Consider the following 14,869-nt stretch of genomic DNA (forward strand, 5'->3'; position numbering starts at 1 on the left):
AGCACCCCGGCTTCCGGTTCTGTGACGGCACCAGAAGCCAGGGTGTTTAGTCCAACAGGGTGCCAACTCGACTTGGCTGGCGGGCGGTGCTAAATCACCGATTCTTCGACCTCGGCAGATGGGCATTTTTTGGCCGGTAGGACACGGTCGAAGAGCCAGGCAAAGACGAAGGTGTAGATCAGGAAGAACACCAGCAATCCTGCTTCCAGGACCAACGCCTCGAGCAGCGTAACCGAGAGGATCCAGGCGAGAATCGGCACAAGAATCAGCACCAATCCGCCTTCAAACCCGAGCGCGTGGGCAATCCGGCGCCCCACGGTGCGCACCTGGGACTCCTGGCGCTTTTCCCATGCCTCGAACAGGGAGGTCCAGATGTAGTTCCAGATCAAGGCCACGACCGAAGAAGTCACGGCGACAATACCGGAATGCCCGCCGCCAAAACCCAAGAGGACCAAGGCCACGGAGGTCAGCATAATGGCGAAGAGCTCATAGGAAAAGACGTAAATGATGCGTCGAAGAACCGAGGACACGAGGTACTCCTTAGAAGTAGTCCATAGGAAGTCCTTGCGGGTTCGCGTCCATGGTGTAGGTAGTTAATTGCCCCGCGAGTCCTCAGCGGGGTGTGCTTTCCAAGCTAGCACGCGGCAATTCTGCTCGCTAGAGTTCGGTGAGCGAAATCACCGGTCTGGCTGGCTGATCCCTCGGCCGAACGGCGATTTCCGGTGATCAAGGTGCGACGGGGTACTGGCTGCGAATCGCGATCCGATTCCAGCTGTTCATCACGATGGCAAGCCAACTGATCGCGGAGACTTGCTCCGCGCTGAGCACCGCGTTGTCCCCGGCGCGCGACGGCGGCACCTCAAGCTGCGTGACCTCTTCGGCCAAGGCCAGCGCCGCGGCCTCCACCTCGTTGAAGTATTGCGATTCCCACCACGCGGCCAGCACAGCCAAGCGGTCGGACGTCTCCCCGAGTTTCAGCGCATCGCGAGTGTGCATTCGCAGGCAGAAGGCGCAGCCGTTGAGCTGCGAAACACGGATCTTGACCAGCTCACCGAGCAGCGGGTCCAGACCGCAGGCCACCAGCGCCGCTTCGGCCTGCGCATTCAACTCGATCAGGGCCTTGTAGGCCTCGGGATGTTGCTTGCCCAGATTTACGCTGCGTCGCGGTGCCAATGGCATAGTTCGGTTCCTCCGTTGGGTTGGCCCGTGGGTGCGGCGGGCTCGGTTGCCTACCCGTGCCGCAAAAGCCCGCCCGCTACTTCTTGCGCTTGAGCAGCGGGAACTTGCGGACCTTCTCGTAGTTGATCTTCGGCAGCGAGCCGGTGCGGGACTTGAGGTAGTCGGTTCCGCGGTCGCCCTTGAACAGCGTCGGGTGCTTGTCCTCTTTCAGGGAGCCGGAGTAGACCCCGTAGGTCACCCCGGAAATTGCCACGGCGATCCCGCGGTCATAAGTTTCCTTCGCCTCGTCGACGACCTTGTTGATATCGGTCCACACCGGGATGTGGGTCAGCAGCAGGCGCTCGGCGCCCGCCTCGGTGGCCATCTGCCCGGCACGCTTGCCGGTCAGGTGCACCCCGTCGATCGCGTCGTCGCGGCCCTCCTCGAAGGCCGCTTCGCAGAGGAAGATATCCGAACCCCGGGCGGCATCCACCAGCCCCTGGCAGGTATCGGTATCCCCCGAGTAGGTCAGCACACTGGTCAGCAGTTCCCCGTCGGGGCCAGGCTCGCGGGCCTCGACACGCAAGGCGTAGGACTCTTCGATGGGGTGGCGCACCGGGTAGGGGGTGATGGTGAATGGGCCGATATTCACCGGCTGCAGCGCGGTCCACTGGCGGAAGTCGTAGTCCTTGTGCATGGTGTCGCCCTCGGGCAGGCCGTAGGCGGTCTCGATCCGATTGGCGGTATCCGCCGGCCCATGAACCAGCATTTTTTCGCGGTTCCAGCCGTTTGGGTCCCAGCGGATGGCCACGTGCATGCCGCACAGGTCCATGCAGTGATCCGGGTGGAGATGGGAAATCATGATCCCATCGAGGTCCTTGATATCGGTATAGCGCTGCAGGACGCCCAGGGCGCCGGAGCCAAGATCGAGCAGGATCTTCCAGTCGCGAGTGCCATCAAAGGCAGTGACCAGGTAACAGGACGCCGGGGAGCTCGGGCCCGGGAACGACCCGGTGCACCCGATAATGGTCAGCTTCATTGCTTACTCGCTTTCGCCGCGGCAATCAGTTCCGGGGTTAGCCTGGTGATCGCACCGGTGGGATAGTGGGCGGCCACATGGTCCACATGGCGCACCTGCAATACTTCCGGTCCGAGGAATCGGCGAGCCAATACCCCAAAACTATCAGCGTTCCCGGTGGCAAGGAATTCGTGACGCGCCGCCAGCTGGTCCTCGCGTACCAATTCATGGGTCGTCAAGGCGCGGAAGGCATCCTTTGCGGTCTCCTCGGCGCTGGAGACCAGGGTGACCGACTCCCCCATCACGTAGGAAATCACGCCGGTGAGCAGCGGGTAGTGGGTGCAGCCCAGGATCAGCGTGTCCACCTCGGCGGCCTTCAGCGGGGCCAGGTATTCCTCGGCCTGCGCCAGCAGCTCGGCACCGGCGGTAATCCCTGACTCCACAAATTCGACAAACCGCGGACAGGCCACCGCGTGCACCTTCAACGACGGCGCGGCGGCAAAAGCGTCCTCGTAGGCGCGCGATCCCACCGTCGCCTGGGTGCCGATCAGCCCGATCTTCCCATTCTTCGTCGCTGCGACCGCACGGCGCACCGCCGGCTGGATCACCTCGACCACCGGGATCCCGTAGCGCGCGGTATAGCGTTCGCGGGCGTCACGCAGCACCGCCGAGGAGGCCGAATTGCAGGCGATCACCAGCAGCTTCACCCCGGCGTCCACCAGCTCGTCCATCACGCCCAGCGCATTGGCCCGCACCTGGGCGATCGGCAACGGGCCGTAGGGCGAGTTCGCGGTGTCTCCGACGTAGATCAACGATTCGCCCGGCAGCTGGTCGATGATCGCGCGGGCCACGGTCAGTCCACCGACCCCTGAATCGAAGATCCCGATCGGGGTATTGGCATTTGGCGCGCTGAGCGGAGAACTGGCGAAGTAGGAGTTCATCGCCTAGCGCTCCGCATTCATCAGTGCCTGCATCAAGGTGTCCTGCACCCAGGAGACCAAGTTGTACACCAATCCCAGATACTCTTGCGGCGATTGCACGGCCGCGGCATCGACCAGCTGGGCGATCCGCTCCGAATCCGCCTCGTCGCGGATGTCCAGCCGCTCGGCGAGCACCAGGCGCACATCGTTCAACGCCCGCGCGAAGCGTTGCGCGGCCGGGACCTGGAGCACCAGCTTCTCGGTCTCCAGCAAAAGCTGGGCCTCGCGTAATAAAGAGGTCTTTTCGGCGATCAGATCCGCTTCGGTCAGCCGGCGGAATTCCGCGGCCACCGCCTTGTCCTCGCTGGCATCCGGAAGCAGCCGCTTGACCGCGGCATCGGATGGTTCGGGAAGATCCGCGCTCTTTGGGCGCATCCCGGTCAGCGCGTACAGCGGATCGATATCCTCGGGCAGCTCATGCACCGCGGCGCGTTCTTCGAGCACCGTGATGACGTCGCCGAAGAGTTCGCGCAGCAATTTCCGTTCCGAGGCGTGCAGCGTACCGGTGATTCCGCGCGCGCCACTTTTAAAGGCCTTTGCCACGTAGCTTAGGCCTCCTGGGTCATGGTTGCCTGCAATCCGAAGCCGTGCATCGCATGCACGTCGGACTCGATCGCCTCCCGGGCACCGCTGCGCACGACGCAAAAACCGTCGTTGTGCACCTGCAGCATCAGCTGTTCGGCGCGCTCGCGGGTGAAGCCAAAATACGACTGGAACACATAGGAGACATAGCTCATCAGGTTCACCGGGTCGTTCCACACGATAAGGCGCCAGGCCTTATCCTGCGCCTTGAGGGTCTCGGGGTTCGTCATTACATCGGGCATAGCGGTCATAATTCTCATTTTACGCCCCATCTTGCCAGGAGGCGCGGTGCGTTGTGAATATCACCGCAAGCGTGAGGCGTTATACAGTAAAGGCCGGTCCATCCACTTTTCGATCAGGAGCACCACATGCTCACCAGCCTTTTTACCGATCACTACGAGCTGACCATGCTGCAGGCGGCCCTCGCCTCCGGCGCCGCTCACCGCCCCTCGGTGTTCGAAGCCTTCTCGCGCCGACTGCCCGAGGGACGACGCTATGGCGTGGTCGCCGGCACCGGTCGCCTGCTCGAAGGCCTCAAGGACTTCCACTTCGGCGACGCGCAGCTGCGCTTCCTCTCGGATACCAAGGTGGTGAACAAGCAAACCCTGGATTACCTGGAGAACTTCAAGTTCACCGGCGACATCACCGGCTACGCCGAGGGCGAGCTCTACTTCCCGCACTCCCCGATCCTCACCGTGCAGTCCACTTTCGCCGAGGCCTGCGTGATCGAAACCTACATCCTCTCGATCCTGAACCACGATTCGGCCATCGCCTCGGCCGCCTCGCGCATGATCGCCTCGGCCGGCACCCGTCCGTGCATCGAGATGGGCTCCCGGCGCACCCACGAGGAATCCGCGGTGGCCGCGGCCCGCGCCGCGATCATCGCCGGATTCGATTCGACCTCCAATCTGGAGGCCGGCGCACGCTACGGGATCAAGACGGTAGGCACCTCCGCGCACTCCTTCACCCTGCTGCACGACACCGAAGAGCAGGCCTTCGCCGCGCAGATCCAATCGCTGGGCAAAGACACCACGCTGCTGGTGGACACCTACGAGGTGGAGGCCGGGGTGCGCACCGCGGTCAAGGTGGCCGGTCCCGAGCTCGGCGGGGTGCGTCTGGACTCCGGCGACCTGGTCCAGCAGGCCGGCTGGGTGCGCGAGCTGCTCGACGACCTGGGCAACTGGAACACCAAGATCACCGTCACCTCTGATCTGGACGAATACGCGATCGCGGCCCTGGGCAGCGCACCGGTGGATTCCTACGGCGTGGGCACCGCCCTGGTCACCGGTTCCGGGCACCCGACCGCCTCGATGGTCTACAAGCTCGTCGCCCGGCAGGATTCGGCCGGCAGCTGGATTCCGGTGGCGAAGGCCTCGGCGAACAAGGCGAGCGTCGGCGGGCGCAAGCACGCGGTCCGCCAGCTGAACGAACGCAACCGTGCCACCGCGGAGATCGTCTCGCTCGAGGAGTACAGCACCGGCGGGCCCGAGCGCCAGCTTTCGGTGCCCTTCGTCACCGCGGGCCGGATCGATGAGTCCTTCATCGGCGCGGCCGGCGTGGAGAAGGCCAGGGCGCGTCACCACGCCTCGATCCAGGAAATGCCCGGAGTGGCACGCAAGCTCCAGCGCGGCGAGCCGGTCATCCCGACGATCATCCGCGAGGACTGAGCGCCGAGGCAGTATTATGGTTAAAACCCTATTCACTCGCAATGATTAGGAGCAAAACATGACTCGAGCCCTGCTAGTTGTCGATGTCCAACCGGATTTCTGCGAAGGCGGCCCGCTGGCCGTGGCCGGCGGCAACGCCGTCGCTGCCGCGATCGCCGAGGATGTGATGGCCCGCCGCGAGTCCTACAGCGCGATCATCACCACCCAGGACTGGCATATCGATCCGGGAGCCCACTTTTCCGAGGCCCCGGACTTCGCCGACTCCTGGCCGGTGCACTGCGTCGCCGGCACCGAAGGCGCGGAGCTGCACCCAAGCATCGCCGCGCTGGAAGTCGACGCGCACTTCGCCAAGGGCCGCTTCACCGCCGCCTACTCGGGGTTCGAGGCCCGGGTCCTGGATCCGGGCGCGGCCCCGGAGGATGAGTCCGGCGCCCTGCTGGATCAATGGTTGCGCGAGCGCGGCATCACCACGGTGGATATCGTGGGCATCGCCACCGATCACTGCGTGCGCGCCACCGCGCTGGATGCCGCCCGCGCCGGATTCAGCACCACCGTGCTCGCCCCGCTGACCGCGGCGGTGAGCCCGCAGAACCTGCCGGCGGTCTACACCCAGCTGCGCGAGGCCGGAGCCATCGTGCTTACCCTGGGGCTGGAACCGGTCAGCCCCGCGCCCTGAGCCTTCGTAAAACGCCGACGGCGCCCCGCTTTATGCGGGGCGCCGTCGGTCGTTCGCCGGACCTATTTGCACCCGAGAAACCAATCCTGCAGCCTGTCGCTGCGCCGCCGCACCGGCTACTTTTCGCCCACGGCCAGCGAAGCATCTGCGGATGCGGTAGGCGTGGGCTCCGCCTGGCGCTCGCGCTGGATCGCTCCGGGCTGCCGGCTGCTGGCGATATCCGCGGGGTTGACCGGGTCGATCTCCCCGGTGGCCTGCAGGTACCAGTCGGTCAGCAGCGGATCCTTGGTGCCCAGCCCGGCACCGGCTCCTTCCTCCTTGCGCACCTCGGTGGCGTTGAACACGAAGTCATCGCCGAAGTCCTCGATGCCGCGGCGGATGCCCTGGGCGATCGCCGCATGGGCGAACTTGACCCGCAGAATATATGGATCGGTGCGCAGATCGCGCCACCAGGCGATCATGATGCCCATCACCACAAAGGCGAAAGGCAGTGCCGAGACCACCATCAGCGATTGCAGTCCGGCCAGCCCCTCCGCGCCGCCGGCCAGCAGCAGCGAGGCCGCGGTGAGCCCCAGCAGCAGCCCCCACACCACGGTGACCCAGCGCGAAGGCTCGGGCCGGCCGCGCTGCGACATCGAGGCCATGACGATCGAGGCCGAATCGGCCGAGGTGATGAAGAAGACGATGATCGAGACCATCGCGATGATCGACAGCACGGTGCCTCCGGGCAGCTGGTCCAGGACCGCGAACAGCATCGCCTCCGGTGAACCGGCATCGCTGATGCCCTGGCCGGTCAGCTCCATCCACATCGAGGTGCCGCCGAAGATGGAGAACCAGAAGAAGCAGACCAGCGCGGGGACGATGATCACCACGGTCACGAACTCGCGCAGCGTGCGGCCGCGGGAGATCTTGGCGATGAACAGGCCGACGAACGGGGTCCAGGTCACCCACCAGGCCCAGTAGTAGGTGGTCCAGCCGCCCATGAACTCGGCCGCTTCCGGGCTCTGGTTCGGGTTGCGCATCAGCATGGTCCACAGCTCGCCGAAGAACGCGGCCATGCTGGCGGGCATGAAGTTCAAGATGAACAGGGTCGGCCCGACGATGAAGATGAACAGCGCCAGCATCCCGGCCAGCACCATGTTCAGGTTCGACAGGGCGCGGATGCCGCGCTTGACCCCGGAGACCGCCGAAAGGATGAACAGCACCGTCAGCACGGCGATCGAGCCGATCAGGAACGCGTTGCCCACCGGCCCGGCCCCGCTGACCATCTGGTAGCCGCGGCCGATCTGCAGGGCGCCGATGCCCAGCGAGATGGCCGTGCCGAACAGCGTCACCAGGATGGCGAAGATGTCGATGGCCATGCCGATCGGGCCGTGGGTGCGGGCGCCGAAGATCGGTTCGAAGATCGAGGAGATCAGCGGCGGACGCCCGCGCCGGTAGGCGCTGTAGGCGATGGCGCCGCCGACCAGCGCGTAGTAGGCCCAGGCGATCGGGCCCCAGTGCAGCATGGTTTGCGCCATGGCATCGTGCATGGCATCCGGGGTTCCGGCGGCCGACTCGAACCCGTAGGGCGGATCCTGGAAGTAGACCAGCGGTTCATAGGGGCCATAGAACAGCAAGCCGATGCCGATGCCGGCCGAGAACAGCATCGCCACCCAGGACACGGTCGAGAATTCGGCTTTCTCATCGTCGGCGCCCAAGCGGATGCCGCCGGTGCGCGAATAGCCGACCACCAGCATGAACACGGCGATCGCGATCGAGAGCAGCCCGAACATCCAGCCGAAGTTCGTGGTCACCCAGGACAGCGCCGTGCCGCCGAGCGTGGCGACGGTATCAGGTGCCAGCACGGCCCAGAGAATCACCGCCACAATCAACGCGCCGGATAAGGCGAAGACAAGTTTATTGGTGCGGAAATCCTGCCTGGTCGATTCTACGCCGATGCCCGGAATCAGGGCCGGATGCACCAGCCCGGGCTGGGTGAATTCCTTGAGCAGCTTGCGCATCGGAGGCCGGGGTCGGGCGGGGTGCGGTTCCCGCGGGGTACTCTGCTTTGCCATGTTTTCCACCTGAGGTCGCTTTTTCGTCACTGCCTTGCCGGCGCGGGCTGGATCCGGTTCCTCACCCGATCCTGCGCCCGCACCACGGCGGCGGGTCCGCGGCAGCGCGCCGGGCCGCGGACAGGATGCCGGGCCCAAACGGCACGGTGGCCCCGGCCGCCTGGTCCACGTGCAGCCCGAGGATTTCCTCGGTCGCCACCAGTTGCCCCGAGCGGTACAGCTCGTGAGCCAGATGCAGTTTCTTCGCGCCGAAGCCGGCCAGCACCGTGCGCACGCTCAGCGGTTCGCCGAGCGAAACCTCCTGCAGGTAGCGCACATGGGCTTCCACGGTGTAGAGCGAGCAGCCGCTGGCGGCCCGGTAGTCCTCCCCCAGGCCCAGCGACTCCATCGCGGCATCCGTGGCGTATCCGAAGACCAGCACGTAGTAGGGCTCGGACATGTGCCCGTTGTAATCGATCCAGGCCGCGTCAACCGTCGTTTCGTAGCTGCTCAGCAGCCCCGGCTGTTGGGCGCTCATCCCCGGCCTCCGGCAAGTTTGCGGATGGCGATAATCCCGGCGTCGCGTTCGGCGACCAGCTGCCCGAAACTCCGTTCGCCGGCGGCCGTGTCACAGCCGGCCACCACCGAATCGCGCAGCTCACCGGTCAGCTCCGGGGCATCCAGGCGCGTCCACGGCGACTTCAGCGACGGTCCGAAATGGTCGAGCATATGCGCCATGCCGCCTTCGCCGCCGGCCAGATGGAAGGTGAGCATCGGGCCATGCATCGGCCAGCGCAGCCCCGGGCCGTCGGTGATCGAACGGTCGATCTGCTCGACCGTGGCCTCGCCGTTGTCGATCATGTGCAGCGCCTCGCGCCACAGCGCCTCCTGCAGGCGGTTGGCGATGAATCCGGGGACCTCGCGGTCCATCAGGATCACCGACTTGCCGATCTGCTCGTAGAATTCGGCGGCCCATGCCTCGGCCCGCTTGCTGGTCAGCTCGCCGCCGACCACCTCGACCAGCGGGATCAGGTAGGGCGGGTTGAACGGATGGCCGACCACAAAACGCTCGGGGTGCGCCAGCGCCACGGCCATATCCGTCATCGGGTAGCCGGAGGTGGAGGAACCGATGACCACGTCCGGATCCACCACCGCGTCCAGCTCCGCGAACAGCTTGCGCTTGAGCTCTAGCTGTTCGGGGGCCGATTCCTGCACGAACCCCGCCCCGGCGACCGCTTCGGCCAAATCGGTGTGCACGCTGAAGGCGTTCTTGTCCGCTCCGGGGACCATGTCCAGCTGTTCCAGGGCCGGCCAGGCCGCCTCGATCAGCCGTCCCAGCTTCGCGGCCGCATCGGGTGCCGGGTCCCAGACCTTGACCTTGTAGCCGCGGGCCAGGAAGTAGGCGGCCCAGCCGCCGCCGATGGTTCCGGCGCCGATGCAGGCGATGGTGTCGATGTCGTTGATTGCGCGAATGCGTTCCATGCTCAGGCTCCTGCCGGGATCTGGACTTTGAGGTCGAGGATTTCGCGGGCCTCGTCGGGGGTCGCCACTTCGGCGCCCAGGGATTCGATAATGCCCACCGCGCGGTCGGTGAGCTGCGCGTTGGTGGCTTTCACTCCCTTGGACAGGTACAGGTTGTCCTCCAGGCCGACGCGGGCGTGGCCGCCGGCCAGCACCGACTGGGCCACCCAGGGCAGCTGGTTGGCGCCGATGGCGAAGGAGGTGAATTCCGCGCCCTTGGGCAGCAGGTTGACCATCGCGTGGAGCAGGCCCGGGTCCACCGGGGCCCCGTAGGGCACGCCCATGCACAGCTGGTACAGCGGCGGCGGGTCGATCAATCCCTCCTGCACCATGACATTGGCGAACCACAGGTTCCCGGTGTCGAAAATCTCCAGCTCCGGGCGCACCCCCAGCTGCTGGATCCGTGCCGCGCCTTCGCGCAGCATGTCCGGAGTGGAGACGTAGAGGTTGCTGCCATCGCCGAAGTTCAGCGAACCGCAGTCCAGCGTGCAGATTTCCGGCAGCAGCTGCTCGACGTGGGGCAGCCGTTCCAGGCCGCTGACCAGGTCGGTGCCCGGCAGCTGGGCGGTCGGGTTCTGCGGGTCGAGGACCAGGTCCCCGCCCATTCCGGCGGTCAGGTTGATGACCGGGTCCACCTCCGAGGCGCGGACGCGTTCAACGACCTCGCGGTAGTATTCGACCTTGCGCGAGCTGAGCCTGGTCTGCAGATCGCGCACGTGGATGTGGACGACCGAGGCACCGGCCCGTGCCGCGGCAATCGCATCGTTGGCGATTTCTTCCGGAGTCACCGGAACGAATTCGCTCTTTGCGGTGGTGTCGCCTGCTCCGGTCAGGGCGCAGGTCAAGATTATTTTTCGGTTCATCTCTAAACTCCTTTTGTAGCTCTTTTGCCCGGTCTGCGAATTACCGGGATTCCGCGGCCCAACGGGAATCGGCCCGGGATCCGTCCAGCGCGATGCAGCGCCGGAGATAGTCGCGCAATCCGCGGGCCATGGCCGGCTTGTCGATCACCCGGGTCAGCACCTTGATGCCGTATCCATCCATCAGCGAGGTCAGTTCCAGCGACATGCTGTCGGGGTCGCCCGCCCGGAACAGCCCCTGGCGTTGGCCATCCTCGATCGTGCTGCGTACGGTCGCTACCCAGCGCCGGTAACTCTCGACATAGGCCTCGTCGTAGCGTCCATCCACGGTGATCTTGTTCCACATCTGGACCCAGATCGACCATTCAAGCTCCGCGGTTCGCCCATCGGGAGATTGCAGCTCAAGCAGCCTGGTCAACCGCTCGGCCGGGTCGGTTACCTCGCTCAGCCACGCGACTTGTCGGTTATAGGCCAGTTTCACCGAGTAGTTCATGGCCGCGCCGAACAGTTCCTGCTTGGTCGGGAAGTAATAATGGACCGTCGCGCTGGATACTCCGGCTTCGGCCGCGATGTCGGCAATCCGCACCGATTCAAAGCCCTGCTCGGCAAATAATCGCCAAGCCGTTTCGATAATTTTGCGATGGCCTAACTTTTGATCAGCCGACGGAAGACGCTCAGCGGCACCCTCCAGTCTCGGGATGGCGGCAGAAACCGCAGAGCTCTCCTCGCCCATGATCCAGCTGACCGTCACCCCGGTAGCCGTGGCAAGGCGCAGCAGCTCGTCGGCGGTAAACCGCCGTAATCCCTTCAAAGACTTGGAGAGCTTCGTTTCATCGATGCGAATTTGCGCGGCGATCTCCCGCTGCGAACTGCCGCTCTTTTTGATTGCGGCCCGGATCCGCTCGCCGATCGGGCCCATGGCTGTGGTACTTGGCATGCCAGCTAGCCTATATGTAACTTTCATGAATCGCAAAGTATTTTGATATTTAGTCAGAACTTGCGATTTTGGGAACCGCGTCGCATTGGCGATTCATGCCGTGGCAGAAGCGAATCCGGGAGCAACGGCGCAAGACACGGAACGGTTCCCAGCAGTTCCTAGGCCGAGCCGCTCTGGGAAAGCTCCTTGCGAGCGGCCGGAAGCAAGTACGCCAGAGGTGCATCCCGCAGCTGGGCTCAACGCCGCCGGCCGCGGAGACGATGTTTGCGTCATGCGCTCGGCGACCCTGTCCTGCAATGCGAGGAAAGCAAGCGGTGCCCGAAGCCGGGTCCTACCGGATCCTGGCGGGCAGGCTGCATGGAATGGCGACTTTCAAGAGCGAAAATAACAACTGCTCGCCGCTCGGATTCCGTTCGGTTCACGGCGCTGGCCACAGGCCTGGAAGCGGCCAGCCCCGCGCCCTGAGCCTTCGTTAAACGCCGACGGCGCCCCGCATGATGCGGGGCGCCGTCGGCGGATCGCCGGACCTATTTGCGCCCGACGAACCAATCCTGCAGCTTGTCGATGCGCGCCAGCAGCTGGTCCGCGGTCGCCTGCGGCACCGCCGGACCGCCGCATACGCTGCGCAGCTTGTTGTGCACCTGCCCATGCGGCACGCCGGTGCGCGAAGCCCATGCCGAGACGTTCTTGGACAGCTTCGAGCGCAGGTCCATCATCCGCCGGTGGTCGCTGACCGGTTCGGGCTTCGTGGCCCCGCGCGAAATCTGCTTGTTCTGCTGCTCGCGCAGCAGCGCGGACACCTGCTCGGTATCCAAGAGGCCGGGAATCCCGAGGAAGCCGAGCTCCTCATCGCTGCCCAGCTCCGCACCGGTGCCGAACTCGCCGCCATCGAAGAGCACCCGGTCGAAGGAGGCCTGGGAATTCAGCGCCTCGAATTTGGCCTTGTTCAGCTCGTCGCTGGCTTTCTCCTCGCGATTCGCCTCTTCGAGGAACGCGTCGTCCAGTCCGTCTTCGAGCTTCTCCCCTTCGCGGTCCAGCGCGTGGTCGCGTTCGATCTCCATCTCGTTGGCCAGCGCCATCAGCACCGGCACCGAGGGCAGGAACACGCTGGCGACCTCGCCACGCTTTCGGCTGCGCACAAAACGCCCGACGGCCTGCGCGAAGAACAGCGGGGTCGAGGTGGAAGTGGCATACACGCCCACGCACAGCCGGGGCACGTCCACGCCCTCGGACACCATGCGCACCGCGACCATCCAGCGCGAATCCGAGGCGGCAAAATCGTCGATCTTCTGCGAGGCCTTCGGGTCATCGGAGAGGATGGTGGTGACCTTCTCGCCGCTGATCGCCTCCAGCTGGGTGGCATAACCGCGCGCGTCCTCATGGTCGGTGGCGATCACCAGGGCGCCGGCATCCTTCACGGTGCGCCGCACCTCGGAAAGCCGGCGATCCGCCGCACGCAGCACCGAAGGAATCCAGTCGCCGTGCGGGTCCAAGGCGGTGCGCCACGCATGCGCGGTGACATCCTTGGTGAATCCGGCGCCGAGCTCGGCTTCCATCTCCTCGCCGGCCGCGGTGCGCCAACGCATCGCCCCGGAATAGGCCATGAACAGCACCGGGCGCACCACGTGGTCCGCCAGCGCCTTGCCATAGCCGTAGGTGTAATCCGCCTTCGAGCGGCGGATGCCATCGCCCTCGTCCACATACTGCACGAAGGGAATCGGCGCCGCGTCCGAGCGGAACGGAGTACCGGTCAGCGCCAGCCGGCGGGTGGCCGGCTCGAAGGCCTCGCGAATGCCATCGCCCCAGGAGAGCGCGTCGCCTGCGTGGTGCACCTCGTCCATCACGACCAGCGTGCGCGCGCCTTCGGTTTTCGCCCGGTGCACCGCTGGCTTCTGCGCCACCTGCGCATAGGTCACCACGACGCCCAAGTAGTGCGAGCCGTGCCGCCCATCGGAGTTCTTGTAGTTCGGATCCAGCGCGATTCCCACGCGTGCCGCGGCATCGGCCCACTGCTTTTTCAGGTGGTCCGTGGGCGCGACGACGATCATCCGGTTGATCTTGCCCGAATCGACCAGCACCTTCGCCAGGCGCAGCGCGAAGGTAGTTTTACCCGCACCGGGGGTCGCCACGGCCATGAAGTCCCGTGGTTCGGCGTCAAAGTATTTTGCCAGCGCCTCGGCCTGCCAGGCACGAAGCTTCGGCCCGGTTCCCCAGGCAGCCCGTTCCGGATACGCCGGAGGGAGCTTGTCTTCCAGCGGAAGCTTGTCACCAAAATCAAAAAGTGTCTCGGTCATTTACCTTTTCCCGATGGTTCCTGCTGGTTGTCCCGCTACTTAACCCATCATGGATTCGTAGATTTCCTTGCATTCGGGGCAGACAGGGAACTTCTTCGGGTCACGGCCCGGCGTCCACACCTTGCCGCACAGCGCGATCACCGGCTCGCCGGACAACGCCGACTCCATGATCTTTTCCTTCTGCACATAGTGCGCAAAGCGCTCATGATCGCCGGCCTCGACGCCATGCGTCGTCTCCGTGCGTTCGATCGTTGATGTTCCACCACGGGTTTCTTCAGACTGTTCCACCATGCCACCAATTCTAGTACGCCACGGCCCAGCACGGCACCCTCGACGATGGGAGCTTGTCCACACTGCCATCCCCTTGACTCGTCTGCTGCCCCGGCAGGACGCGCATGAATACCCGCGCAACCAGCGCTTTTGCCTCCCATCGCTGGCGTCCCACCCACTTGAGCTCGCTGCCTTCTAAACCTCCGATGCCACCGGGTGTGTCTGCGCGCCCAATTGCGCGGAAGCTTATCCACAGTCCGCGCACCGCAAGCCCACCCCCTGTTTGTCCGGGCGCATACTCGAACCCATGAACACCACCGCCCTCGGGGACACCCTCAGCCAGCTGGACCGGGAGCTCACCGAGCTCACCGGCCCGGGCTTGTCCCCGAGCCTCACAGGCACTAGCCTGCGGGCCCTGTTCACCGGCACCACACAGCTGCTCAGCACCCTGCGCGAACACCTGGCCGGCACCGAGGACCCACGCCTCGCCCTGGAACTGGCTTCTGCCGGACAGGCTCTGGCCGATGAAGCCGCCCGCATGCGCGTGACCGCCGCGGACCGCCTCGCGGCCACCAACGCCCACACCCTCCACCCGGACGAACTGGACGCGCTGCGCACCGCCGGCGCCGACACCAGCCAGGACGCGCAGCGCTGCACCGGAAGGCCCACCTTCCTGGACCCCGCCGCGCTGCTCGCGTCTTGGCTGCACCTGCCCTACACCGAAGCGGCCACGCTCGTCCAGGACGCGAGCGACCTCATTGGCCGCCGGAACCCGGCAGGAAATCTTCTCCCTCCGCGCTTCACCCACCTCGGTGCGCTGTTCACTACCCCGGACCCCACCCGAACCCCGGTGCTGCATCCGACCCTCGT

General features: G+C 65.3%; 15 protein-coding genes and 1 pseudogene. 3 read left to right on the forward strand and 13 right to left on the reverse strand.

Annotated features, from left to right (window positions below):
• Positions 1 to 89: 89 nt before the first annotated feature.
• From CQ015_RS18115 to clpS, 6 genes and pseudogenes are all read right to left on the reverse strand, one after another.
• The gene (locus tag CQ015_RS18115) at positions 90 to 530 is read right to left on the reverse strand and encodes a PACE efflux transporter (protein WP_105650806.1); all 441 of its coding nucleotides are present in this window, start codon (positions 528 to 530) and stop codon (positions 90 to 92) included.
• A gap of 196 nt (positions 531 to 726) precedes the next feature.
• Positions 727 to 1,179: a carboxymuconolactone decarboxylase family protein gene (locus tag CQ015_RS18120; protein ID WP_105650807.1), complete on the reverse strand. Its 453-nt coding sequence runs from the start codon at positions 1,177 to 1,179 to the stop codon at positions 727 to 729.
• A gap of 223 nt (positions 1,180 to 1,402) precedes the next feature.
• Positions 1,403 to 2,197 (reverse strand): annotated as a pseudogene (locus CQ015_RS18125) (MBL fold metallo-hydrolase); the annotation flags it as partial.
• Positions 2,194 to 3,117 carry a glutamate racemase gene (murI, locus tag CQ015_RS18130; protein WP_105554245.1) on the reverse strand — a complete coding sequence of 308 codons (924 nt, stop codon included), beginning with the start codon at positions 3,115 to 3,117 and terminating at the stop codon, positions 2,194 to 2,196. The pseudogene CQ015_RS18125 and the gene murI, both read right to left, overlap by 4 nt.
• A gap of 3 nt (positions 3,118 to 3,120) precedes the next feature.
• Entirely contained in the window at positions 3,121 to 3,699 is a 579-nt protein-coding gene (locus tag CQ015_RS18135; RefSeq protein ID WP_105650808.1) for a DUF2017 domain-containing protein, read from the reverse strand.
• A 5-nt stretch (positions 3,700 to 3,704) separates the two neighbouring features.
• Entirely contained in the window at positions 3,705 to 3,989 is a 285-nt protein-coding gene (gene clpS, locus CQ015_RS18140) for an ATP-dependent Clp protease adapter ClpS (protein ID WP_105570124.1), read from the reverse strand.
• A gap of 117 nt (positions 3,990 to 4,106) precedes the next feature.
• Here clpS and CQ015_RS18145 point away from each other — a divergent pair, with 117 nt between their 5' ends.
• The gene (locus CQ015_RS18145) at positions 4,107 to 5,405 is read left to right on the forward strand and encodes a nicotinate phosphoribosyltransferase (protein WP_105650809.1); all 1,299 of its coding nucleotides are present in this window, start codon (positions 4,107 to 4,109) and stop codon (positions 5,403 to 5,405) included.
• A gap of 58 nt (positions 5,406 to 5,463) precedes the next feature.
• Positions 5,464 to 6,081 carry an isochorismatase family protein gene (locus CQ015_RS18150; RefSeq protein WP_105570122.1) on the forward strand — a complete coding sequence of 206 codons (618 nt, stop codon included), beginning with the start codon at positions 5,464 to 5,466 and terminating at the stop codon, positions 6,079 to 6,081.
• Positions 6,082 to 6,197: 116 nt separating this feature from the next.
• Here CQ015_RS18150 and CQ015_RS18155 read toward each other — a convergent pair whose 3' ends face one another.
• The 7 genes from CQ015_RS18155 to CQ015_RS18185 form a co-directional block, all read right to left on the reverse strand.
• A complete protein-coding gene (locus CQ015_RS18155) occupies positions 6,198 to 8,138 on the reverse strand; it encodes a BCCT family transporter (protein WP_105650810.1) in 1,941 nt (646 codons plus the stop codon).
• A gap of 61 nt (positions 8,139 to 8,199) precedes the next feature.
• Positions 8,200 to 8,655: a thioesterase family protein gene (locus CQ015_RS18160; protein ID WP_105570120.1), complete on the reverse strand. Its 456-nt coding sequence runs from the start codon at positions 8,653 to 8,655 to the stop codon at positions 8,200 to 8,202.
• Positions 8,652 to 9,599, reverse strand: a complete 948-nt coding sequence (locus CQ015_RS18165) for a 3-hydroxyacyl-CoA dehydrogenase NAD-binding domain-containing protein (RefSeq protein WP_105650811.1) — start codon at positions 9,597 to 9,599, stop codon at positions 8,652 to 8,654. The genes CQ015_RS18160 and CQ015_RS18165 overlap by 4 nt, the downstream gene beginning before the upstream one ends.
• Positions 9,600 to 9,601: 2 nt before the next feature.
• Positions 9,602 to 10,501, reverse strand: coding sequence for a 3-keto-5-aminohexanoate cleavage protein (locus CQ015_RS18170; protein ID WP_105570118.1), 900 nt, complete (start codon positions 10,499 to 10,501; stop codon positions 9,602 to 9,604).
• 40 nt (positions 10,502 to 10,541) lie between these two features.
• Positions 10,542 to 11,435 carry a TetR family transcriptional regulator C-terminal domain-containing protein gene (locus tag CQ015_RS18175; RefSeq protein WP_258138865.1) on the reverse strand — a complete coding sequence of 298 codons (894 nt, stop codon included), beginning with the start codon at positions 11,433 to 11,435 and terminating at the stop codon, positions 10,542 to 10,544.
• 527 nt (positions 11,436 to 11,962) lie between these two features.
• Positions 11,963 to 13,729, reverse strand: coding sequence for a DEAD/DEAH box helicase (locus CQ015_RS18180; RefSeq protein ID WP_105650812.1), 1,767 nt, complete (start codon positions 13,727 to 13,729; stop codon positions 11,963 to 11,965).
• Between the two features lie 39 nt (positions 13,730 to 13,768).
• On the reverse strand, positions 13,769 to 14,020 hold the full coding sequence (locus tag CQ015_RS18185; protein WP_105554255.1) for a DUF3039 domain-containing protein: 252 nt from the start codon (positions 14,018 to 14,020) through the stop codon (positions 13,769 to 13,771).
• 286 nt (positions 14,021 to 14,306) lie between these two features.
• On the opposite strand from CQ015_RS18185, the gene CQ015_RS18190 reads away from it, so the two are divergent.
• On the forward strand, positions 14,307 to 14,869 hold a 563-nt coding region (locus tag CQ015_RS18190), incomplete at its 3' end, for a hypothetical protein (protein ID WP_146114093.1).

This window comes from Arthrobacter sp. MYb221, assembly GCF_002979835.1.
Classification (GTDB): Bacteria; Actinomycetota; Actinomycetes; order Actinomycetales; family Micrococcaceae; genus Glutamicibacter.